Here is a 22214-nt window from a genome sequence, read left to right as displayed (position 1 = left end):
TCTTTTTCCTTTCTTTCATCCTACTTGTTGAAGTGCTCATTTGGCAATCAAAAAAGAGATGTCCGCAAAAAAACGAACATCTCTTTCGTCAACGGTATGCTTCATAACGCCTGCTTACGAATGGGCAAGCGGGGCAGACGCTCCTTTACATCTGACGATCAAGTCAAACTCGCGCACCGACGCCATCTGTTCGTCCACGAGCCCGCGCTCCCATACATGGCGCAAAAACAGCTCAGCAATCAGCCGATTCCGCTCGTTTTCTTGCCCGCGCTCAAGAGCAATAACGCTCAAATACAAATCACACATCCGATTGGCAATCGTCTTAGCATGAAACGTCTGCACCTCTTCCGCTTGTCCGCTAAGGCGGGCAAGCGCTGACACCAATTCCTTAAGCCCTTCTTCAACTGGGAGGGCGAGCGGTTTCACCACGGCCGTCAAGCCCTCAAGCCGCTCCTTCATCTCGGCGGCAAACCGTTCATGGATGCGATATTTGCGCATCAAACGCAATACTTCAAGCGCCAAAATGTTCGCCGTCCCTTCCCAGACGGTCAGCACTTGGGCGTCGCGGAGCAAGCGCGGGGTGACGAAATCTTCGATATACCCGTTGCCGCCGTGCAGTTCAATCGCCTCATGGCTGAACGCGATCGCCTCTTCGGCGGTGCGCATTTTAAGGAGCGCAATCAAAAGCCTGAGCCATGCTTTCTCCGCCCCGTCCGTTTCATGCGGCGCGGTCATGACGCGGTCAAACAAAGAGATCATCGCAAAGCAGGCGCTCGTTTCCACCTCTTGTCTTGCCGTCAAGTCGGCCAGCGTATGGCGCACCATCGGGTAATCGGTCAGTTGATGGCCAAAGGCCGTGCGCCGCTCGGCGTATTGCTTCGCTTCCTCAAGCGCCCTCTTCATGATGCCGACTGAGGCGACCGCATTGCAGACGCGCGATAAATTGAGCGCTTCCATCATATAATAGAAACCTTTCGTCGGATCGCCGACGACATACGCTTCCGCCCCGTCAAACACAACTTCGGCTGACGGCACGGCGCGCACACCCAATTTATCTTTTAGGCGGCGGATGGAGATGCCGTTTAACGTCCCATCTGCCCGGCGCCACGGGACGAGAAACAAGCTCAGCCCTTTCGTCCCCGGGCCGCTCCCATCGATGCGCGCCAACACGAGCGCCACACCGCAGCGTCCGGCGTTGCTGGCAAAATATTTTTCTCCGTACAGTTTATAATGATGGCTGCACGGCACGGCGCGCACCGCGTTGGCGCCGACGTCCGACCCGCCTTGGCGCTCGGTTAAAAACGTCGCCCCTTCATACAGCTCGACTTCGCCCGTTGAGATGACATGGGGCAAATACCGAGCTTTCAACTTTTCATCGGCAAAATGCTCAAGCACATAGGCGGTCGCCATCGTCAGCGTCACCGGGCAGTAAAAGCCGGGCTCAGCTTGGGATAAGATATACCCTTGGGCATACGAGTAAACATAGTTTCCTTTTCTCCCAAGCTCGGGAATCGGCTTGTGCACATAGCCGACGATTCCCGTTTCGTACGTCTGTTTCGCTGTCTGCTCGTATCCTTCGTTCACCCACACTTCGGAAATGTCGTTCCCGAAGCGGTCATACTTGATGAGGCGCGGCTGCCCTTCACGGTCGGTGTGTACGGCGCGGCGGTCAACGTCAGTCAGGCAAAACTTATAAAACGATTCCAGTTTTTCTTCAGCATAGCGGTACAATTCATCATCCAAATACCGTTTCAAATTCGCCAGCAAGTTCGGATCGACGTCACGAAGCGGCTTCATCGTCTCTCCCCTTTCCTCATTTCTTATCATGCCTGTGCTGCCGTCTCCCGCGCCCGCAACACTTGTTTCAACACTTTTCCCGTCGCATTGCGCGGCAGCTCGGCGATCGCCTCATACAGGCGGGGAATTTTGTAGCCAGCAAGCTTGTCAGAGAGGAAGCGCTTACACTCCTCCGCAAGCGGTTCAAGCGGCTCATTGAGCACGACAAACGCTTTTGCCGTTTCACCCCACTCTGGATGCGGCACACCGATCACAGCGACATCCGCGATCGCTGGATGCGTCCGCAGCACATCTTCCACTTCCTTTGGATAAATGTTGACGCCGCCGGAAATAATGACATCTTTTTTTCGGTCGATGATCCAAATGTAGCCGTCTTCATCGCGGCGCGCCAAATCGCCTGTGTATAGCCATCCATTTTTGATCGCTTCGTTCGTTTTTTCCTCGTCTTTGTAATATCCTTTCATCACGCTCTCCCCGCGCAGCACGATCTCCCCGACCTCGCCGGGCGCGACTTCATTTCCTTGCTCGTCGACAATGGCCACCTCACAATGGAGGGCGGCATATTTGCCGACGCTTCCCGCTTTTTCAGCGTGCTCCTCAGGAGCCAAGTACGTGCCGTTCGGGCCGGCTTCCGTCAAGCCGTATAAACACATCATCCGCCTAGCGCCAAAGCGGCTGGCGATAAACCGCACTTCCTCGCGCGACAGCGGCGCCCCGCCGTACATCCAACAGCAGACCGAAGAAAGGTCGTAGTCCTCAAAACGCGGATGCTTCGCCGTCAATAAATATGCCACCGGCGCGCCGAAAAAGTGGGTGATCTTATGCCGTTCAACCAGGCCAAGCAATGCATCCGGGGAAAATGCAGGCGCTAGAACATGGGTCGCACCGACATATGTGCCGCCGATGAAAAACAAATGAAGCGGCGCCGAATGGCTGAGCGGCATGAGATGCAAAAGGCGGCTTTGACGGTCGATTTTTGTTTCGATCACGATCATGTCCGCGACCGTGATAATGTTGCGATGCGTGAACAGCACCCCTTTCGGCCGCCCCGTTGTCCCCGATGTATACAAAATCGTCGCCTCATCATCCTCTTTGGCCGGGCAGACGATCTCCCGCGGATCGCCCGAATCTATCAGCTCCGCCAACGACAGCCAACCGCCTTCAGCGCTCCCTGTCTTGATCCAGATGACATCGCTTCCGCTGACAAGCGAGGTCAGCGCCTGATGCACCAAATCGTGAGCAATGAGCATCTTTGCTTCACTATGGCCGAGAATGTACTGCACCTCCGCCGCCGTCAAGCGCGCATTAATCGGCACGACAACAGAGCCGAGGCGCAAAACAGCAAAGTATGCAAAGACAAACTCTGTCGTATTCGGCATATACAACGCAACCTTATCGCCGCGCCGAATCCCGAGCCTTTCGAGCGCTGACGCCAGACGGTTGACCGTTCGGTTGACTTCGGCGTACGAAAGCTCCGTTTCCCCATCGATGATCGCCGTCTTGTCGGGAAATTTTCTCGCATTGCGGGCGAGCAATTCGGAAATGTTCATCCGTCTGATTCCTCCCATTCTCGCAATCGCCTCTCAAAATCAGAAAGCATCGCTTCCATTTCCGCCTTCAGCTGCAGCAAATCATCAATTCGCTCGCTCACCTCCTTTAATTTCCGCCGCCCGTATTCGACCGTTTTTTCAAGCTGTTTCTTCCCTGTGCGGTCCTCGTCAAACAAAGCAATCATCTCATGAATTTCCTCAAGCGAAAAGCCGAACCGTTTGCCTCGCAAAATGAGCTTCAGCTTCGCCCGCTCCTTTTTCGTATACAGCCGTTGCCCCGACTCGGTCCGGATCGGGGCAAGCAGCCCGCGTTCTTCATAATAACGGATCGTCCGTGTGCTCACATCAAACTCCTGCGCCAGCTGGGAAATGGTGAAATAATGCATCGCAATCCCTTCTCTTGGTGTAATATTCTGAATTTTATTTTAATTGACGTTGACGTAAAAGTCAATGGATATCAAGGAAGAGAAACGTTTTTCCCTGCTTCCCGATCCATGTCCGTTCTTCCTTCCAACCGAACATCTCAGGAGAAAGTTGGTCCAAGCGGGGCAGCCGCCGGAAGAAGGGCACCCCGAGCCAATACAAGGAAAGAAAACGCCAACCGAACGCTTCCCCATCGTTCACGTCGGCCAGAAGCGAACCGAGCGCATGACGCTTTGCACCATCGATGAACTCGATACATTTCCAAACCCAATGGGCAGGCACGCAAGGCAAGCGCGAGCAGCACGGCACTCATATAAGGGCTCGGAACGGATACCGAACCACCCCATAAAAAAAGCCCCCGTTCAGAGGCTTTTTCCTCACCCGCCCGCCCCCGTATAAAAACGCAAGGCAAACCGCCAAAAGCGGCGGGCAAGCCATAAAAAGAACATGGCCACAGCCAAAGCTGCAAGCGCCGCCGGAACGCTCCATTTGCCAAGCAGCGCCAAAGCCGGCGTGTTCGTGATCAACACCGCCGGCAGGACGTATGTAATGACGAAGCGCACGGCGCCGCGGTACATGCTGCCGGGGAAGCGGGCCGTATCAAAAAACGAATCGAAAATAAATGACAAATCGTCGATCCGCACGACCCAAAACGACGTCGTCATAAGCATCATCCATAGCGAGTAAATAAGCAAAAGCGAAGCGGCCATCACGATGAGAAACATGCATACGTCCGCCGCCGACGGAACATAGCGCTCGACATACAAGCCGTAGCCGATGACGCCAAGGCCGAGCGCGACATCGATGAGCCGCCAAAAAACAAGATGGCGGAAGCTGATGTAAAACATGCTGTCGACCGGCTTCGTCAACACGTAATCGAGCGTGCCGCGCCGGACGTGCTCAAGCAGTCTTGGCATGTTCGGGCGGAGGGCAAAATCGATGAACCCGCGCAACGCATTAAAGACGCCGAGCAGCACAAGCACTTCCCCATACGTCCAGCCGCCTAAGCGGTCCGTCTGGTAAAAAAAGATATGGACGGTCAACAGCGCAACCGCGATGCCGAAAAAGCTGGCGATGAAATTGCCAAAAAACTCGCTCCGGTATTCCATTTCCTCGACCAAACAAGCGCGGAAAAACTCGCGGAACACTCGTCCGTATCGTCGCATGTTCACCCACCTACCGCCTGATTTTTTCGCATTCCCACCTTCCACAGCCATTGCAAAGCGGCAATCAAGACAATCATCCACCCGGCAGCGATCGCAAAACCGCGCGCCACCTCTCCTCGATCCGCCGCCCCGGTGGCGATTTCAATTGGAAAACTGATCATATAGCGGAACGGCAGCCACTCGCTCCATTCGCGAAGCTGCGGCGGAAGCATTTCCAGCGGTGCAATCCGCCCCGACAAAAACAAGGAAATGACGTCGATCACGCCGTACACAGCCGCCACCTTTGTCACCCAAAACGCGAGCAGCCCGCACGAGTAGCTAAGCAAAAAACGAAGCGCCGCTCCCAACACCACCGCCAGCAAAAACAACACCACCTGGCTTCCCGTCATGTGCGGGAGAAGCGCTGGCCAAAATACCGCCGCCACCACCCAGACAGGCACTAAAATGACGGCAAACAGCCATTTATAAATGATGTTCTCCGCGATCGCCCAATGAATGGGATGAAGCGGCCGCAGCAACAAGTTCGAAAACGTCCCTTCGCGAATTTCGCGGTCCAGCTCCCATACATCCCACGCGCTCGTCATCCGCTCGACGAAAATGACCGCCATAAAATAGAAAACGAACGACTCGCTCTCTTCCGGATGAATGTTCATCCAGACAAACATCGTAATGAGGGGCTGCGCAACGGCGCCCGTCATCCAGACAAACGTCGCCAAGCGGTATGCAAGCATTTCAATATATTTCATCCGCAGCAGGGCGATATATTTGCGAATCATACACTCTCCTCCTGAAACGCGCGCGTAATCACTTCCTCAAGCGGCGGGTCTTCAATATTGATGTCGCGGACATCAAACCGCTCCAAAAGCCGCGCCGCGGCCTCCGCCGCCGCCTCGCGCGCCACCCGCAATACGACCGTTCCTTCTTCCATTTCCGCCACTTCGCCGTACTCGCTCCAATCGACATTCGGCAGCCGCGCAAACCGAACCTCCAGCCGCTTGTACGGCGCCAACTTCTCCGTCAGCACCGCAAGATCCCCGTCGTAAATGAGCCGCCCATAGTTGATGATCATCACCCGGTCGCAAAGCGCCGCGACATCGCCCATGTAATGCGACGTCAACAAAATCGTCGTCTCATGCTCCCGGTTGTAATCGACGATAAAGCGGCGCACGTTTTCTTGCGTATGAACGTCCAGCCCGATCGTCGGCTCATCCAAAAACAACACGTTCGGCTGATGCAAAAGAGCCGCCGCCAGCTCACAGCGCATCCGCTGCCCGAGCGACAGGCTGCGAGTCGGTTTGTCCAATAGCGGGGCCAAATCCAGCAGCTCGGTGAGCTCATCGAGCGTCTGGCGGAACGACCGATCGTCGATGTCATAAATCGCTTTATTGACCAAAAACGTCTCCATCGGCGGAATGTCCCAAATGAGCTGGCTTTTTTGCCCCATCACCAAACTCATCATTTTTTTAAACTCCCGCTTTTGCTCAAACGGCACAAACCCGCCGACCGTAATCTCCCCTGATGTCGGATGCAACAACCCAGCCAACATTTTCATCGTCGTCGTTTTCCCCGCCCCGTTCGGGCCCAAAAAGCCGACAATCTCCCCTTTTTCAATCGTAAACGAAACATCTTTCACCGCCTCAATGACGCGGTAGTCGCGCCGCCATAAACTGCGCGCCGCCTCAAGCCATCCCGCTTCGCGGCGATAGACGCGGAACGATTTATGCAAATGGCTGACACGGATCACCATGTTCATCCCCCAGTATGTGCATGCTGTTGACATTCTTTTGTTATATCACATTCGAAGGACGCGCCGCAAAGAAAAAATTTTCGTCATTTTTCCTCTATGGTTTCCTTCTTTTGTCATGTATAATAGAAAAAGAATCGAACCGGAAAGGAGATTGTCGAATGGGAACCATCTCAAATGAAATGATTTGGCAAGCCATTAAAGAACTCGCCGATCAGCTCCAACAGACAAACGAACAAGTCGGACAGCTTAGCAAACAGATGCAGCAAACGAACGAGAAAGTACAGCAGCTCGGCGGACAAGTGCAGCAATTGAACAAACAAGTGGAGCAAACCCATGTGCAAGTCGAGCAACTCACCAAACAAGTGCAGCAAACCAATGAACAACTCAGCCAATTAAGCCGGCAAGTATTCGACATGGACAAACGGCTCACCGACGTCGCCAACGGCCAAAACATTTTGGTCGAAGAGCTGTTTGAAAACAAAAAAGAGATCAAGCGGGTCAAGACGGCGTTGAATATGTATTAGACGTCAGTCCTCTCTGATTTCGTCGATTTTTTCGGCATTTACCACATGTTCCATATTGTATGTGAATATACCCGTCATAAACCAACATTCCACTGCTCATCGTCATATTCACACTTCCAGCTTCGTTGCGTGAAAGAAACCCGAAAGGTTCCCCTAAACGGGCCTTTCGGGCTTTCCACCATGAATCTCTTTCACCACCATCCGCTTCTCCATCACCGATGGATTTCCAGACTAGCCTAGCCCGCTTGCTTTCTTCCCCCCTGTGATTTCTTTCATAACAACCTTTCGCACGTTTGAAGAAAGGATTTCAGCGGATCTCCATCTTCGCCCCCAGCGTCTTCGCCAGCTCGAGGAAAAAGTCGAGCGCCTCCGGATTGGCCATCGAGCCCGGGTTGACCGCCTTTTCGAGCGGGAAGCCAAGGAGCAGCTTCCGGATCGGAATCTCCATTTTCTTGCCGTTTAACGTTTTCGGAATTTGCTTCACTTCGTAAATTTCATCTGGAACAAAGCGCGGCGAAACGTGTTGCCGAATCGACTGGCGGATGCGCTCTTTCAACTCGTCATCAAGCACCGCACCCGGTTTGAGAACGACAAAGAGCGGCATGAACGATTGTTTGCCCATCATTTCCAAATCGATGATAAGGCTTTCAAGCACCTCATCGACGGCTTCGACCGCGCGGTAAATTTCACTCGTGCCCATGCGGACGCCGGCGCGGTTGATCGTCGAGTCGGAGCGGCCGTAAATGACGCAGCCGCCTTGTTCGTCAATTTTAATCCAGTCGCCGTGCTTCCAGACGCCCGGGTATGTGTCAAAATAGCTGTTCCGATACCGTTCGCCGTCCGGGTCGTTCCAGAAAAAGAGCGGCATCGACGGCATCGGCTTCGTGATGACGAGCTCGCCAACCTCGTTGACGAGCGGCTGGCCGTTTTCATCAAACGCCTGCACATCCGCGCCCAGCGCGCGGCACGAGAGGACGCCGGCGCGCACCGGCAAAATGGGGGAGCCCACGACAAACGCGGTGCACACATCCGTTCCCCCGCTGCATGACGCTAGGCAAATGTTGTCTTTGACGTTTTCATACACCCAGGCAAACCCTTCAACCGTGAGCGGCGAACCGGTCGAAAGCACGGCTTTGAGCTTCGATAAGTCATATTGCTCTTTCGGCTTCAGGCCGAGCTTCATGCAGATGTTGATAAACGCCGCGCTCGTGCCAAAATGGGTGATGCCTGCTTTCTCCGCAAGATCCCATAAGACATTGCCATCCGGGTACGTCGGGCTGCCGTCATAAAGCACAATGGTCGAGCCGGCAAGCAACCCGCCGATCAAAAAGTTCCACATCATCCACCCGGTCGTTGTAAACCAGAAAAACGTGCTGTCTTTCGTCAAGTTTTCCGCAATCGTGAGCGCTTTCAAATGCTCAAGCAAAATGCCGCCATGCCCTTGGACGATCGGCTTCGGCAATCCGGTCGTGCCCGAGGAGTATAAAATCCAAAGCGGGTGATCAAATGGAACGTCTTCATAGACGAGCTCCGCTTTGTCCGCCACGACATCATCCCACAGCACGACGCCCTCATCCGGAGCTTCCATCTGCCCTCGCCAATACGGAAGCAGCACCGTCTTTTTCAATGACGGCAATTTGGTGCGCAATTCCGATACGACCGGCATTTTGTCAAACTCTTTGCCGTTGTATTGGCAGCCGTCAACCGCAAACAACACGGTCGGCTCGATTTGTGCGAACCGGTCGATGACGCTGCCGGCGCCAAAATCCGGCGAGCAGCTTGACCAAATGGCGCCGATCGAGGCGCAGGCCAAAAACGCCATCACTGTTTCCGGAATGTTCGGCATATAGGCGACGACGCGATCGCCGCGCTTCACTCCCATCGCTCGCAATGCTTTGGCGATCGCCGCCGTTTTTTCGCCGAGCTCCTGCCATGACACTTCCCGGTGCGGCACGCGTTCCGAGCGGAAAACGATGGCCGGGCGGTCAGCGCGCGCATGCCGGAAAATATGTTTCGCATAGTTGAGCGTGGCGCCTGGAAACCATTCCGCCCCCGGCATCTTCCGTTCACGCAGCACACATTCATACGGCGTCGCCGCCTGAACACCGCAATATTCCCAAACGGTTTCCCAAAATGACTCAAGCTCCTCGACCGACCATGTCCACAGCTCGCGGTATGAAGAGAAAGAGAGCCCTTTATGTTCTCTCAACCAATCCATATATCGATGAAGGTTGGAGCTCTTGATTTGTTCCTCCGTCGGCTGCCAAAGAATTGTCCCTTCCGTAATCGCTTTCATTTCATCGTGCGTCACTAGACGCCGTCACCGCCTTTCTGCCGATAATTTATTCATACTATTCATATGATAACATGATTTTCGATTGTTTTGAATGGTTGTTGATTCGACAACTCTGTCAGAAAACGATGAAACAAATTCGTTGACAACAGCGAGGCAAATGGAATATGATAAACACAAAAGTTGGTCTAAGCAAAAAAAATGTCTTTGGTAAAAAATATTAACCGGAGGGAAACTTTTATGGCACAAGGAAAACGTTTCCGCCTCTCCGATACGAAACCAGGCGATCGATTTCGCATCGAAAAGGTTGATGTTCCTGATCCTGTGTTAAAAAGGCGGTTGCTTGATTTGGGATTTGTACCCGGCGGGGAAGTGAAGGTTGGACAAAGAAGCCCGCTTGGCGACCCGACCGCCTATCGCGTTTGTGGAACGACGATCGCATTAAGGAAAGAAGAAAGTGACTATATTTACGGGGAGAAGATCCACCATGACTGATATGACGTATACGATTGCCTTAATGGGAAATCCGAACACCGGAAAAAGCACGTTGTTCAACGTCTTAACCGGCCTGCGCCAACATACGGGCAACTGGCCGGGAAAAACGGTCACCCATGCGGAAGGGGAGTTCACTTACCGCGGCGCAACGTACCGCCTCGTCGATTTGCCGGGAACGTACTCGCTTTATTCCAACTCCGCCGATGAAGAAGTGGCACGCGATTTTCTTCTGTTTGAACGACCCGATATGACGATCGTCGTCGTTGACGCAACTGCGCTCGAGCGCAATTTAAATTTGGCGCTGCAAGTGTTGGAAATGACCGGCCTCGTCATTGTCGCCGTCAACTTGATCGATGAAGCGAAAAAGAAAGGCATTCACATCAACACAAAAAAATTGGCGGCCAAACTCGGCGTGCCGGTCGTGCCGATCTCGGCCCGCAACCGGGAAGGAATCGATGCGCTGCTTGATACAGTGGATGCCATGGCGCATGGCCGCATCAACACCAACCCGCTTTCCATCCGGTACAGCCCGGAAATCGAACGAGGCATTGCCAAACTTCTTCCACTCGTGAAAGACGTAATGGGAGACACGTATCCTGCTCGCTGGATCGCTCTTCGTCTCCTTGACGGCGATTCATCGCTGCTTCAAGCGCTGAAGCAGCCGCCGCAACCATTGATCAAGGAGGGGAACGCGTATGCCTGCTGCGGATCAGTCAAATCGGTTTGACCGCTTAATGGAAGAAGCGGCGTCACTGGCGCCGGACAATACGCGTGAACAAATCGTCACCGCCATCTTTCAAACATCCGCCGCACTTTGCCAGGAATGTGTCACCCATAAAAACAGCGTGAAACGCGACCGAACGGAACAGATTGACCGGATCGTCACATCGAAGCGGTGGGGATTTCCAATTATGCTGGCGCTGCTCGCCGCTGTCCTTTACATGACGATCGCCGGCGCCAACGTATTTTCCGATTCGCTCGCCCGCTTGTTCGGGACGATCGAAACGTATCTCACCATGGCGTTTCAAGCGATTCACGCCCCCGACTGGCTGCACGGCCTCATCGTGCTTGGCCTGTATCGCGGCACGGCTTGGGTCGTCAGCGTGATGCTGCCGCCGATGGCGATTTTCTTTCCCGTATTCGCTTTGCTCGAAAATTATGGCTACTTGCCGCGTGTCGCCTTTAACATGGATCGCTTGTTTAAAAAAGCGGGGGCGCATGGCAAACAATCGCTGACGATGGCCATGGGCTTCGGCTGCAACGCGGCGGCCATCATGTCGACGCGCATTATCGAATCACCGCGCGAACGGATGCTCGCCATTTTGACCAACAACTTCGTCCCCTGCAATGGACGTTGGCCAACGCTGATCCTGCTTTCTTCCTTATTTATGGCGGCCGGTTATACAGGCGGATGGAACACGTTCGTGACAGCGGGTGCGGTCGTCGCCATTGTTCTGTTTGGCATCATCGTCACGTTAACCGTCTCGTGGATTCTATCCAAGACAGCCTTGCGCGGCATTCCGACCCATTACACGCTAGAGCTGCCGCCGTATCGGCGCCCGAAGATCATGGAGACGATCGTCCGGGCTACCCTCGACAAATCACTCTATGTGCTGAAACGGGCGGTAACGGTTGCGGCGCCGGCTGGCATTGTGACATGGATCCTGGGCAATATTCACGTGGGAGATGCGACCGTGCTGGCGTATTTAGCCGACTGGCTTGACCCGTTTGCCAAAGCATTGGGATTGGATGGCTACATTTTGATGGCGTTCATTTTAGGATTGCCAGCCAATGAAATTGTCGTGCCGATTTTGCTGATGGGCTATTTATCCGCGGGGGCGCTCACTGAAGTCGATGGCCTGCATTCTCTAAAACAAATTTTGCTCGACCACGGCTGGACGTGGCTCACCGCCCTCAATATGATGTTGTTTTCCCTGCTTCACTACCCATGCGGCACGACGCTCGTCAACATTTACAAAGAAACGAAAAGCGCGAAATGGACATTCGTCGCCTTTGCCTTGCCGACAGCGATTGCCATTGCGGTCACCTTTACGACCGCACAGCTGGCGAGATGGTCGGGGCTTATTTGATCTCTTCTCGAGACTGGCTTAACAGGCTGTCCCGCTCCGAACTTTCTCCTCTCTCATCTTCTGTTTCAAGGTGAGGATCTTTCTCAGTAAGTAGTGCTGACATATACTTCGCGATAAAGAAGAGGGTGTCTCAAAAGGATCGGGACACCCTTCCTCATCACCATATATAGTCACGAAATAACGAATTATACACAATATATTGTATTTCATTTAAGAGGATTGACGCTTCTGGGTCAGCCCCTTCATTTTTGGCATTGATGTTCTTTGCTAACACCTGCAGATCATACAGAGCCTACTTGACAGTTTTCAAACATTCCGGCCGTAAAACTTATAACTGTTGCGCTCACCCTTTGCCTCATAAAGACCTGGTCGGCGTGGACGCTCAACTTTTTTCGAGGTGTTTCCATCCGATGGGCAAACAACGATTCCTATGCTGATTGTAGGTTGCCCAACGCTGTTTTTCAGCAATTCCATGCTGCTCTCTGCTTCCTGCTGAAAAACTCACCTAATTATTCATATCGAAAATTCTTCTCTGCACTTCATGAAATTTCAGTTTCGAAATATATGCGACTTTCTCACTATCGAAAAAATGAGCTAAATACGTTTCGCCAACCTGCGTAATTTTTACTATTTTTTTTAAATTGATAATATAAGAGCGGTGAGTCTTAAAAAAACAATTGTCCAGCTCCCTTTCAATTTCGTTCAGCGTCTCCGTTGTTTCATATCGCTCATTTGCTGTGTGAATGACCGTTTTTCTGCTTTCCTTTTCCACGAATAAAATATCTTCCATCGGCAGCAAAACAATAGAGTTTTTCGATCGGATTCCAAGTCTTTTGCTCGGCTGTTTCGCTTTTACAGCGGCGCATTGCTTGGCCATTTCAATCAGTTTGCGGGCCTTTTCCAACGCATAAAAGAGACGCGTTCGCTCAATCGGTTTCACGATATAATCCGTAGCGGACACTTCAAAAGCCTCTACGGCAAATTCATCGTATCCAGTAATAAAAATCACCTGGAGGGCGGGAAAAAGCTGCCTGCATATTTTGACCGCCTCCATGCCATCGAGCCCAGGCATATTGATATCGACCAATACAATATCCGGCTGTTCTTGGAGCACAAGTTGCAAAAACTCCTCTCCGCTTGTCGCCTCAGCCACAACGTCGTAATTGGGGAATAAGTGGATAAAATGCCGCAAAATCGATCTTGAAGACGCATCATCATCAGCAATCACGATTTTTAAATCATTCATTGCTTCCTTCCCTTCTTTCTATCCTCCTCTTCCAACTAGTGATCTCTCGATTAACAGAACATTTATATCCCCCTCAACTTTTTTCGTCCAAAATGATTTGACCGTTCTCATCTAACACGACCTCAATTTGGCGTTGTTCTTTTTGAAACGTATAGGATGTTTTTCCAATTTGGACAATCGTCCCTTCTTTTGCGACACCGAATTTCACCGTTTGGCCATGCGGCACTACGATGCGTGTAACCACTCCAGAATCCGAACCGGCTTCTTGAATCAACGCCCCTTTTCGGGCGTAGGCGCGGCCACCGCGCATAATTCCTTTTACATTTAGAAAACCGCCGGAGTGAATGGTGCAGTTATAGCACCCTTGGCCAAAAACGGTTATATCGCCGCTGCAGTAGATCGTGCTATTCAATGCGTAGGCCATCTCGATATAACCGCTTTCGCCATTGGCATCCGTGTATTGTTTCATTGTTGTCTTTATGTCACCGAGCAGCTTGGCGAGCTGTTCAAGGGAATGAAGCTCGTTCGGGATGCTCGAGAAAAAACAGAGTTGAAACCGCTCGGCCAAATCGAACCAAACCGGATGAAGCTGCTGGCGGTCGCTTTTCCTGACCGTTTCGATATACTTTTGTCCTGTCACAGCCAAAGAGCGGAATTTATGATCCATTAAAAGCTTAATCAACGGGAACAGTCCATTTTGTTTCCAATCTGTCCTTTTAAACGATGGAGAACTGACTAGCTGCTTTATAGAGGAAATCATTTTTTCAATATATCCTTCAATTGTGATTAACAAATGCGCGAGCTCGGAAGCCAGTATATGGCCTGTTCCCGCCGAGATGATGCTTCCAATGACATTTTGTCTGATAAAGACAGCTTGTTTTGACGTAATCGTCGCTCGAGTGACATTTTGGAATATCGTAATATTGCCCTCCGACTCGACGCTCATCCCGTCTTCGACGCTGCCGGTAATGTCGACGTCGCCATGAAACCGAATATTGCCTGAACTCAAATCGACGTCGCCTTGATGAGTAAGCTTGTCCATCATAAATATATGCACATCGAGTCCTTGTTGCCGCAAAACCGGCCGCCCGCTAGCCAACGCTACAATTTTCGTCCCATTTTCAATTGCTGTTACACCTTTTCCTAAATGGACAGCCACCGGGTGAACAGGTTTAGGCGGAATCGGCTCATTCGTCACCGTCACGCCCGGAACGCCCGGGATCGGAGGATGAACGATCGCGATGACTTGTCCCGGATGAACGGAAGGAATATTGTTTACTTCGCGGAAATCAACGGTGCCGTCTTCCCGCAGTTTCAGCCCCGCCTGTTTACTGTCCAAATTGACCGTTAACTCCACCCAACCGTTTTTTCCTTGCTGCGGTTTCACCCCTCTAGCGATGACAAAATCGCCCGGTTTTGTCGCCTTTGCTGCTTCGGCCATTGCGGTAAAATCAAATCCTTGAACAATATTCAGCGATTTTAGTTTTTGCAAAACTGACTGGTACTCAAGTGTATTTTGTATTTCAATATGCTGTTCGGCTTTTAACTCAATATGGTAATCAGGGTCGATATCTTTTATTTGAAATCGTTTTTTCACCCCCGGCTCTATGCGCAAGATGGCATGCAACTTGTCTTCATCAACGATGATATCCCATTTTGTCTCGGCCGTTTCCTCCGCCGTTTGTATTTCTAATTGGTCGCCTTCAGTGACAACCGTCGTTCCAACCACTGGATGTCCATTTTTTAACAGAAGAACGCCTTGTCCTACAGTAATAGTAGGATAGCATAACGGCGACGAACGATAAAAAATTTTCCCTCCTCGCACCCATGCTTTTCCACTCAAATGATCTTCCGTTGCTCTGATCTGCGCCTCATTCGCATTTGTTGAACTGAATTTCTCTTCTTTGACAGCACCAGATGATTCCGTTTGCCTTTCTATCTTCGTCAATTTGACAATGGCTGGTTTGGAACCGATGAACCAAATTCTTCTAGTTTCCTTTTGGATGATTTCAACATGCACCTCTTCTCGTTTGCTTTGCAAAATCGCTAAGCCGACATGAATGGCCTCATCGATGTTTCTTCCTTTTGAAATGATCGTTTGCCCCATCGCCGCTCCCCCCTTGGTAGCAGCTATTTTTCCTAATGCACTCAAAAGCCATATTCTGCGCCAAATCAGCGAAACTGTGGATTTTTCCGTCATTCACGATCGGACGGCTCCGTTGTACACGGACAAAACCAGCCATCCGGCAGACGACCCCGAACACGGTTTCTTCATTAGAATGACGAAAGAAGCCTTTTAATGTAAAAAGTTTCGCCACCATTCACCTTCATGTTCACGGTGATGCCAGCAAGCAGATTGACAGGTCCTTTCACCGTCACGTCAAGCCGGTAGTCATGGCCATGCCCGTTCGGATTGCTGCATAAACCAAAACAACTTTATTCTTTCCGCACTCCAATCCTCAATCCAATAACGGTGTGCTGCCGAAAATGCAATTGTACGTGTTAAGTAAAGCAATATTTATACACCTGCCAACATTAATGTTTTGCTTATGTTAACTTATCCGGTTTGCCTAAAAGATACCCTTGCGCTGCTGGCACTTTCAGCAGCTTTGCTTGAGCGAGATCCACTTCTTTCTCTATCCCTTCTAAAACGAGCGCCATTTGGCGATCGCAATATCTCAAAAACAAACTCACCATTTTTTGTTTTTCTTCATCGGCCGCTAATTCTTGGGCATAATATCGATCCAACTTTACATAATCCGGCTGTAATTCAATAATTTTTTGCAAGGCCGATGTCCCTTTGCCAACATCATCAACGGCAATGTAAAATCCGTACTCCCTCATCAACTTTATCCTTGCTTTTAACTCGCCGTCTCCCCATATGTCCTCCTCTTCTTTTGTTTCGTTCAATTCAAACACGATTCGGTTTTTGATATATGGGAAGCGTTCGATCACTCTGTTCAAAAACGGTTTAAACTCATGGTGCAAAATCGTGGAGGGATATACATTTAAAAAAAGCAGCCTTCCCTTATTCTCCAAAAAAGGAAACTGAAAGATGGAACTTTCCAGCAGTGCGAAATCGAGTTCGTATAAACATCCTTCCTCCCGAGCCTTTTGAAAGAGATGCTCAACGTTATTGATCCCCTTTACCCGCAACAGCGATTCATATCCAAAGATGCTCCAGTTAAACAAGTCCCACAGCGGCTGGTACACATGTTCAAACTGTCGTTTGTCGATTATTTCTCTGATAGAGACTGGGATCACACTTTCACTATCCTTCCATAGTCATTTAATCCTATACCCATCACCGATGAATAGGGACAATTAACCTAATACACCTTTTGTTTTAACCTTAACCTTTTTTCATGTACCTGTCTAACTCCATTCTCGCACATGAAGCATCTATACAGACTTTAGAAGTACGCAAAAGGACATATAAAACCTTTTTTTCGACTTTTTACGACATGTTCAACTCTCGTTTCTGTTATTTTTTTGTCATAAAATGCAAAAACGCCCCTTACTTAATGAGGGCGCTTTTCCTCCCATATTTTTATTAGTTTTTCAAGAAACACGTTTACCTCCAACGGTTTTGTCATGTAATCCGTAAATCCTGCTTTTAAAGCCCTTTCAATCTCTTTTGGTACCGCATTGGCACTGAGCGCAATCATCGGAATATGCTTTGTTCGTTCATCGCTTTGCAACATTTCCAACACCGTATATCCGCTTATATCTGGGAGATGAATATCGATGAGAATCAAATCAAACCAGCCACTGATAGCCTTTTGCAAACCTTCGCCGCCATTGCAGGCAAACGTTAACAAAAGATTGGGAAACGGCTTCAATATATGCTCCAACAGTTTCAAGTTGGATATATGATCTTCGATGTATAAAATTTTTTTATTTCCGAGCTTCAATAACCTCTCCTGATTCACCGATTTGTTTCGTGATGAATGCGGCCAGCCGTGAAAATAACTGACAGCCGGAAGGCTGAACGAAAAGTCGCTTCCCACGCCCAACTTGCTTTTCACCTCAATCGTGCCGCCCAAAAGACGGATAATCTGCTTAACAAAAGCGAGCCCAATGCCATTGCCGTCGACATGAGTGCCTTTTATGCGATAAAATGGTTCAAAGATATTTTCTTGTTCTTCATCCGGGATGCCTATCCCATTATCTTTTACATGTATAACCACTTTTTCCTGATCATATTTCCCTTCAATGAGGACGGTGCCGCCATCACGATTGTATTTAATGGCATTGTCAAGCAAGTTTAATAATACTTGTCTCACTCTCGTCGCATCTGTGTATAAATACACTTGTTCACTAAAGCTCGATCGAGCTTGAATGTCGATGTTTTTCTTATTGGCTAACGGTTTGACTAATTTAATGCTTTCTTTAATAATGTCGTCCGGATGGACTACATCATAAGTTAAGGGTAGCCTTCCTGTTTCGATCCTTGCCAAGTCTAACATTTCGTTGATTAAATTTAATAAATGGCGGGCACCTCCCAATATTTCTTGCACAAACTCCCGCTGCCGGCCGTTTAAGGAAGGGTCCATCTCCAACAATTGGGCGAACCCTAGCACTCCGTTCAATGGCGTTCGAATTTCGTGGCTCATGCGCGAAATTAAGTTGGATTTTGCTTGATTGGCTCTTTCTGCCTCCTCTTTTGCCCGCAACATCTCCTGTTCCATCATTTTTCTTTCTGTAATATCAATCGCCGAGCCGACAACCTCAATCACTTTGCCATCTTTTTTTATGGGACGTAAACTGACTAAATAATCAATCCCGTTTATATTCCCCTCATAGTACAATGTTTCCCCGGTTTCCCATGTATACCGATAATATTGTTCTTTTTGATCGGCAATAGGCTCCGGTAAAAAATCATGTAATCTCTTACCTAGCACTTGTTTAGGATCTATGCCGAAATCATTGAGTAATTCCCCTCCGCATAACGTATGAATAAAACTTTCCCCTCTTTTCACAAATTTAAAAATCATGCCTTGCTGCTGGCACATGGCATTCCATAAATCTCGTTGCACTTTTTTGATGCGCTCCTGATATTTTATTAGCTCTGTAATATCTTTTCCCACCACAAACAACCCTATGACATCTTTCTCTTCCACTATCGGAATAAAAGTAAACTCCATGACAACTCTTTCTTCCCGAGACGTTTTCACTGAAGCCTTAAAGAAGCACGATTGACCTTTTTCTACTTTTCTTAAACATTCATCAATTTTTTCATCATCATGCTCATAAAATAGGTCGTATAAACTGGTCAACGGTGCATCTTGATGAACATGCAGGATCTCCATCGCCTTTGGATTGATGCTTACAATTTCTCCCTTAAGGTCAGCAGACAACACAAGATGCGGATTGTAATCGACTAAACATTTGTAATGATCTTCAGTAAAGTTTTTTTTTTCGCAAAACTTCACGCCGTTCGAGATAAGCAATTACATTAGTCATCATCAATATAGCCATTGTAATAAAAGCGAGGATGTAAGCCAAACTATTAACCGAAATCAAGGATGCCGATTCCACTCGCATTATTTCTTGGTCATAAGGCAGTTGGAACAATGTTCCTTTCATCGATATATAATGCATTGCTGCGATTCCTCCTCCCAGGACAGCGGTTGTTTCACAAAAAAAGACGAGCAGCGGTTAAGCGCCCGTCCTTCCTGTCTTAATCAATTATTCAGCGCTATACTTCCCTTACCTCCTTAATATGTGACACATCTCCTTCAACGGCCACATGAAACGTCCCACCGTCCACTTCAACGATCGTCACACTTGTGCCGTACATATACGGCGGCGACCATAGGTGGGCAAGCGGTGTGTCTTTGAACGCCGCCATGAGCGTTTTCAGCACGACACCGTGGGTGACGATCAAGACGGTCTCCCCCTCGTGCCGCTCGATGATGCGCCGCACCGCTTCAAGCGCCCGCTGCTGTACATCACAAAACCGCTCGCCGCGCTCGGGAGCGTACAGATGGGGCGCGTTCCAAAAATAGTCGAACGCAACCGAATCCATTTGCCGAATCTCGTCATGCGTCTTGCCTTCCCAATCGCCAAGATGAATCTCGCATAGCCGCTCGTCTTGATAAATCGGAATAAGCCGCCCGCCGCGGACAATCTCCGCCGTCTCAAGCGCCCGACCGCTTGTACTTGTGTAAATCGCGGCCAACTCCACCGCTTCAAGCCGTTTTCCAAGCCGCATGGCGTCTTGCCGCCCTTTTTCCGTGAGCGGCGAGTCTTTCCATCCTTGCATCCGCTTTTCGACGTTCCACTTCGTTTCCCCATGTCTTGTCAAATACAATGTTGTCACCATGTCTTCCTTTGTTTCTCCTCTCTATCCATCTATCGATCATTCAACAGCCGACTCAAACCTTGGAAACTATTTCCTTATCTAGCAATCGAAGCCCCCGAATCATGCTTCTCTCCCCTTCCGTCAGCCAAAAAAGCGGCCGAGCCCGGCCGCTTATCATGAATGAATCACTTCCTCCATCGCCTCTTGCAGCGAATGAAAGCCTTTTTTTTCTCGGCCGTCTTTTCGAACGGTCCATTCCTGCTTCTCAAGCGCCAGTTCACCGCGTTCGTTTTTTACAAACGGCATATGAATGGCGATCATCTCATCGTCTTTATTGATCGTATAGCCGATGTAGCAACGGTTTCCTTCCCCGCTCTCTTCGAAAATGCCGACTTGATCAAGGCTATACGCCTCCATCATCGGCTCGAGCGTGTCGATGAACTCCTTGATAATGACGCTTCGCGGCGCAAATTCCATGGTTTTTCCTCCTCTTGCCTAGTCATCAAGTGTAGTTTGCGGCAAGCTGAGGAAACTCATGAGTGGAAATGACCGACTTATGACGAAGGCCCATTGCAAGCCATGCGGTTGTACTCCTCAAGCCATTGCTGCAGCTTTTCCGCTTCGAGCGAGCGGCTGAAGTAAAACCCTTGCGCATAGTCGCAATGCATTTGCGAAAGAAGCGCCACTTGCGATTCGGTCTCCACCCCTTCGGCCAATACTTCAATATCCAGGCTTTTTGCTAAATGAATGATCGTATCGACAATCGTTGCATCTTTCGAATTTTCCGCAATACCTTGAATGAAACTGCGGTCGATTTTCAACAGCGACACCGGCAAATTGCGGATATAAGCCAATGATGAAAAACCAGTTCCAAAGTCATCGATCGCGGCCTGCACACCAAGCTGCTGCAGTTCTGTTAAAATGCGCCGCCCTGTGTCGATGTTTTCCATCAATCCGCTTTCAGTCACTTCCAAAATGAGCTGGTCGGGCGAAAGCCCCGTCTCCCGTAAAATGCGCTTCACATGCTCAACGAGCTCCGGACGGTTGAGCAAAAATGGCGACAAGTTGACGGCGAGCTTGAGGCCTGGAAATTTTCTTTCCCACTCTTTCACTTGGCGGCATGCCCGCTCAAGCACCCATAACGTAATTTCAAAAATAAACCCGCTTTCCTCCGCCAACGGAATGAAATCCAGCGGCGGAATTTCACCGAGCGACGGATGACGCCAACGCAAAAGCGCTTCAACCCCCATCGCCTTTCCTTTAGCAAGTTGCACTTTCGGCTGATAGCATAAATACAACTGCCCGCGCATAATGGCAAACGGCAAATCTTGCTCGATCACCGCATGCCGATGCTCGGTCGGCCGGTAAAACGCATAGCCGTTCCGCCCCCGCTCTTTCACTTCGTACAGCGCCTGATCGGCGTATTTCATCACTTGCTCGATCCGATCGCTGTCTTTCGGGAAAAAGGCAATGCCGATCGACAATGTTGATTGAATCAGCTGTTTTTCGTAATAAAACGGCTCGTGAAACGAACTGACAAGCCGCTCCGCCAAGGCGGCCATCTCAGATTTGGTCACATTCGGCAGCAACAAAACGAACTCATCGCCGCCGATGCGGGCGAAAAAGTCATCGGGCCGGAGCGCCTGCTGAACGCGCTTCACCGCCTCACGCAAAAAGTAATCGCCGGCTTGATGGGAAAAATGGTCATTGATCCATTTAAATTTGTCAAAATCCAAGTAACAAAGGGCAAACGCCGTCTGGCTGGCGACCAGCTCATGAATATGCCGCTCAAAATAGCTGCGGTTGGCAATGCCAGTGAGCGAATCGAAGTAGGCGAGCTGACGAAGCTTCTCTTCATACTGTTTCCGCTCGCTGATGTTTTTCACGGTCACAATGACACAATCGAGCGTCCCCGCTTCATCGATGATTGCCTTCCCTTGCGCCTCCATCCAAACCCATTCGCCTTTCTCGCCTTGCTTGCGAAATTCGGCGGATTGCGTCTCGTATGTATCGTACAGCTCAGCCAATTTTTGTGCCACGATCGGGACGTCATCAGGGTGGACAAACGTCAGCACCTCTTCGTATGACACTGGAAGACGCGTGTTTGTTTTTCGCTTCCATGACGGCGGAATGTATGACAATTCACGATTGGGAGAAAAAATCAACACGTAATCGTTCGAATGCTCGACAATCAACTGGAGGCGCCGTTCCGCTTCGGCGAGCCGCTCTTGCAGGCCGCTCTCCTCGGTTTGACGTCGAAAGACGCATAAGATCGCCGAGACCTTTCCGTTTTGATCGATGATCGGCGACACTCCCGCAATCAATAAGCCGTCAAGCAAATTCAAGCGGAACACGGCTGGCGTCTGTTTCATACGTGCAACCAACATCTGGCCTTCCGCCAACAGCGCTCTCTGTTCTTCTTCGCTCAGCGCCAAATCGGCAAAAGCCGGATTATGATAAATCATCACGCCTTGCAAATTCAAGATGACGACTGCTTCTGTGAAGTGATGGAAAAAGGCTGTATATTGATCCATGCAATTGTTACCTCGCCGTTTTACCAAAATAAGCGATGTCCA

General features: G+C 50.1%; 19 protein-coding genes. 4 read left to right on the top strand and 15 right to left on the bottom strand.

From position 1 onward, the window contains the following. Positions 1–114 precede the first annotated feature (114 nt). From LG52_RS05645 to LG52_RS05615, 6 genes are all read right to left on the bottom strand, one after another. Complete coding sequence (locus LG52_RS05645) at positions 115–1797, bottom strand: acyl-CoA dehydrogenase family protein (RefSeq protein WP_044731212.1); 1683 nt, start codon at positions 1795–1797, stop codon at positions 115–117. 26 nt (positions 1798–1823) lie between these two features. Further along, positions 1824–3347: a class I adenylate-forming enzyme family protein gene (locus tag LG52_RS05640; protein WP_044731211.1), complete on the bottom strand. Its 1524-nt coding sequence runs from the start codon at positions 3345–3347 to the stop codon at positions 1824–1826. After that, complete coding sequence (locus LG52_RS05635) at positions 3344–3733, bottom strand: MerR family transcriptional regulator (RefSeq protein ID WP_044731210.1); 390 nt, start codon at positions 3731–3733, stop codon at positions 3344–3346. The genes LG52_RS05640 and LG52_RS05635 overlap by 4 nt, the downstream gene beginning before the upstream one ends. Positions 3734–4147: 414 nt before the next feature. Next, entirely contained in the window at positions 4148–4936 is a 789-nt protein-coding gene (locus tag LG52_RS05625; protein ID WP_044731208.1) for an ABC transporter permease, read from the bottom strand. A gap of 2 nt (positions 4937–4938) precedes the next feature. Continuing rightward, on the bottom strand, positions 4939–5712 hold the full coding sequence (locus LG52_RS05620) for an ABC transporter permease (protein WP_044731207.1): 774 nt from the start codon (positions 5710–5712) through the stop codon (positions 4939–4941). After that, a complete protein-coding gene (locus tag LG52_RS05615) occupies positions 5709–6680 on the bottom strand; it encodes an ABC transporter ATP-binding protein (protein ID WP_044733111.1) in 972 nt (323 codons plus the stop codon). Before LG52_RS05615 ends, LG52_RS05620 begins: the two co-directional genes overlap by 4 nt. A gap of 161 nt (positions 6681–6841) precedes the next feature. On the opposite strand from LG52_RS05615, the gene LG52_RS05610 reads away from it, so the two are divergent. Further along, on the top strand, positions 6842–7207 hold the full coding sequence (locus LG52_RS05610) for a hypothetical protein (RefSeq protein ID WP_044731206.1): 366 nt from the start codon (positions 6842–6844) through the stop codon (positions 7205–7207). Positions 7208–7514: 307 nt separating this feature from the next. On the opposite strand, the gene LG52_RS05605 is transcribed toward LG52_RS05610, so the two are convergent. Next, positions 7515–9503, bottom strand: coding sequence for an acetoacetate--CoA ligase (locus LG52_RS05605; RefSeq protein WP_044733110.1), 1989 nt, complete (start codon positions 9501–9503; stop codon positions 7515–7517). A gap of 237 nt (positions 9504–9740) precedes the next feature. On the opposite strand from LG52_RS05605, the gene LG52_RS05600 reads away from it, so the two are divergent. The 3 genes from LG52_RS05600 to LG52_RS05590 are packed head-to-tail and all read left to right on the top strand — an operon-like array spanning position 9741 to position 12085. Next, positions 9741–9995 (top strand): FeoA family protein, encoded by a 255-nt coding sequence (locus tag LG52_RS05600; RefSeq protein ID WP_044731205.1) that lies wholly within the window; start codon positions 9741–9743, stop codon positions 9993–9995. After that, positions 9988–10722, top strand: coding sequence for a FeoB small GTPase domain-containing protein (locus LG52_RS05595; RefSeq protein WP_044731204.1), 735 nt, complete (start codon positions 9988–9990; stop codon positions 10720–10722). Before LG52_RS05600 ends, LG52_RS05595 begins: the two co-directional genes overlap by 8 nt. Next, positions 10691–12085: a nucleoside recognition domain-containing protein gene (locus LG52_RS05590; protein WP_082056113.1), complete on the top strand. Its 1395-nt coding sequence runs from the start codon at positions 10691–10693 to the stop codon at positions 12083–12085. Before LG52_RS05595 ends, LG52_RS05590 begins: the two co-directional genes overlap by 32 nt. Before the next feature lie 505 nt (positions 12086–12590). On the opposite strand, the gene LG52_RS05585 is transcribed toward LG52_RS05590, so the two are convergent. The 8 genes from LG52_RS05585 to LG52_RS05550 all read right to left on the bottom strand — a co-directional run bounded on the left by LG52_RS05585 (position 12591) and on the right by LG52_RS05550 (position 22172). Continuing rightward, on the bottom strand, positions 12591–13331 hold the full coding sequence (locus LG52_RS05585) for a LytR/AlgR family response regulator transcription factor (protein ID WP_044731203.1): 741 nt from the start codon (positions 13329–13331) through the stop codon (positions 12591–12593). A 73-nt stretch (positions 13332–13404) separates the two neighbouring features. Further along, positions 13405–15438 (bottom strand): FapA family protein, encoded by a 2034-nt coding sequence (locus LG52_RS05580; RefSeq protein WP_044731202.1) that lies wholly within the window; start codon positions 15436–15438, stop codon positions 13405–13407. Positions 15439–15878: 440 nt separating this feature from the next. Then, positions 15879–16595 carry an EAL domain-containing protein gene (locus LG52_RS05575; protein WP_082055818.1) on the bottom strand — a complete coding sequence of 239 codons (717 nt, stop codon included), beginning with the start codon at positions 16593–16595 and terminating at the stop codon, positions 15879–15881. Positions 16596–16852: 257 nt separating this feature from the next. Then, a complete protein-coding gene (locus LG52_RS05570; RefSeq protein ID WP_082056112.1) occupies positions 16853–18784 on the bottom strand; it encodes an ATP-binding protein in 1932 nt (643 codons plus the stop codon). Beyond that, positions 18735–18944 carry a hypothetical protein gene (locus LG52_RS20970; protein ID WP_419761074.1) on the bottom strand — a complete coding sequence of 70 codons (210 nt, stop codon included), beginning with the start codon at positions 18942–18944 and terminating at the stop codon, positions 18735–18737. Before LG52_RS20970 ends, LG52_RS05570 begins: the two co-directional genes overlap by 50 nt. Before the next feature lie 88 nt (positions 18945–19032). Continuing rightward, complete coding sequence (locus LG52_RS05560) at positions 19033–19659, bottom strand: histidine phosphatase family protein (protein WP_044731200.1); 627 nt, start codon at positions 19657–19659, stop codon at positions 19033–19035. Between the two features lie 153 nt (positions 19660–19812). Continuing rightward, positions 19813–20115 (bottom strand): DUF5634 family protein, encoded by a 303-nt coding sequence (locus LG52_RS05555; protein ID WP_044731199.1) that lies wholly within the window; start codon positions 20113–20115, stop codon positions 19813–19815. A 77-nt stretch (positions 20116–20192) separates the two neighbouring features. Then, positions 20193–22172, bottom strand: coding sequence for a putative bifunctional diguanylate cyclase/phosphodiesterase (locus tag LG52_RS05550; RefSeq protein ID WP_044733106.1), 1980 nt, complete (start codon positions 22170–22172; stop codon positions 20193–20195). Between the last annotated feature and the right edge of the window lie 42 nt (positions 22173–22214).

This window comes from Geobacillus kaustophilus (assembly GCF_000948285.1).
GTDB lineage: Bacteria > Bacillota > Bacilli > Bacillales > Anoxybacillaceae > Geobacillus > Geobacillus thermoleovorans_A.
Note: the sequence above shows the minus strand (reverse complement) of the source record. Positions and strands in the feature narration are given on the sequence as shown.

What these genes read in the sequence shown, in the direction of transcription:
- LG52_RS05645 (WP_044731212.1), bottom strand. Translation starts at nt 1,797, where the DNA reads ATGAAGCCGCTTCGTGACGTCGATCCGAACTTGCTGGCGAATTTGAAA.
- LG52_RS05640 (WP_044731211.1), bottom strand. Translation starts at nt 3,347, where the DNA reads ATGAACATTTCCGAATTGCTCGCCCGCAATGCGAGAAAATTTCCCGAC.
- LG52_RS05635 (WP_044731210.1), bottom strand. Translation starts at nt 3,733, where the DNA reads ATGCATTATTTCACCATTTCCCAGCTGGCGCAGGAGTTTGATGTGAGC.
- LG52_RS05625 (WP_044731208.1), bottom strand. Translation starts at nt 4,936, where the DNA reads ATGCGACGATACGGACGAGTGTTCCGCGAGTTTTTCCGCGCTTGTTTG.
- LG52_RS05620 (WP_044731207.1), bottom strand. Translation starts at nt 5,712, where the DNA reads ATGATTCGCAAATATATCGCCCTGCTGCGGATGAAATATATTGAAATG.
- LG52_RS05610 (WP_044731206.1), top strand. Translation starts at nt 6,842, where the DNA reads ATGGGAACCATCTCAAATGAAATGATTTGGCAAGCCATTAAAGAACTC.
- LG52_RS05605 (WP_044733110.1), bottom strand. Translation starts at nt 9,503, where the DNA reads ATGAAAGCGATTACGGAAGGGACAATTCTTTGGCAGCCGACGGAGGAA.
- LG52_RS05600 (WP_044731205.1), top strand. Translation starts at nt 9,741, where the DNA reads ATGGCACAAGGAAAACGTTTCCGCCTCTCCGATACGAAACCAGGCGAT.
- LG52_RS05595 (WP_044731204.1), top strand. Translation starts at nt 9,988, where the DNA reads ATGACTGATATGACGTATACGATTGCCTTAATGGGAAATCCGAACACC.
- LG52_RS05590 (WP_082056113.1), top strand. Translation starts at nt 10,691, where the DNA reads ATGCCTGCTGCGGATCAGTCAAATCGGTTTGACCGCTTAATGGAAGAA.
- LG52_RS05585 (WP_044731203.1), bottom strand. Translation starts at nt 13,331, where the DNA reads ATGAATGATTTAAAAATCGTGATTGCTGATGATGATGCGTCTTCAAGA.
- LG52_RS05580 (WP_044731202.1), bottom strand. Translation starts at nt 15,438, where the DNA reads ATGGGGCAAACGATCATTTCAAAAGGAAGAAACATCGATGAGGCCATT.
- LG52_RS05560 (WP_044731200.1), bottom strand. Translation starts at nt 19,659, where the DNA reads ATGGTGACAACATTGTATTTGACAAGACATGGGGAAACGAAGTGGAAC.
- LG52_RS05555 (WP_044731199.1), bottom strand. Translation starts at nt 20,115, where the DNA reads ATGGAATTTGCGCCGCGAAGCGTCATTATCAAGGAGTTCATCGACACG.
- LG52_RS05550 (WP_044733106.1), bottom strand. Translation starts at nt 22,172, where the DNA reads ATGGATCAATATACAGCCTTTTTCCATCACTTCACAGAAGCAGTCGTC.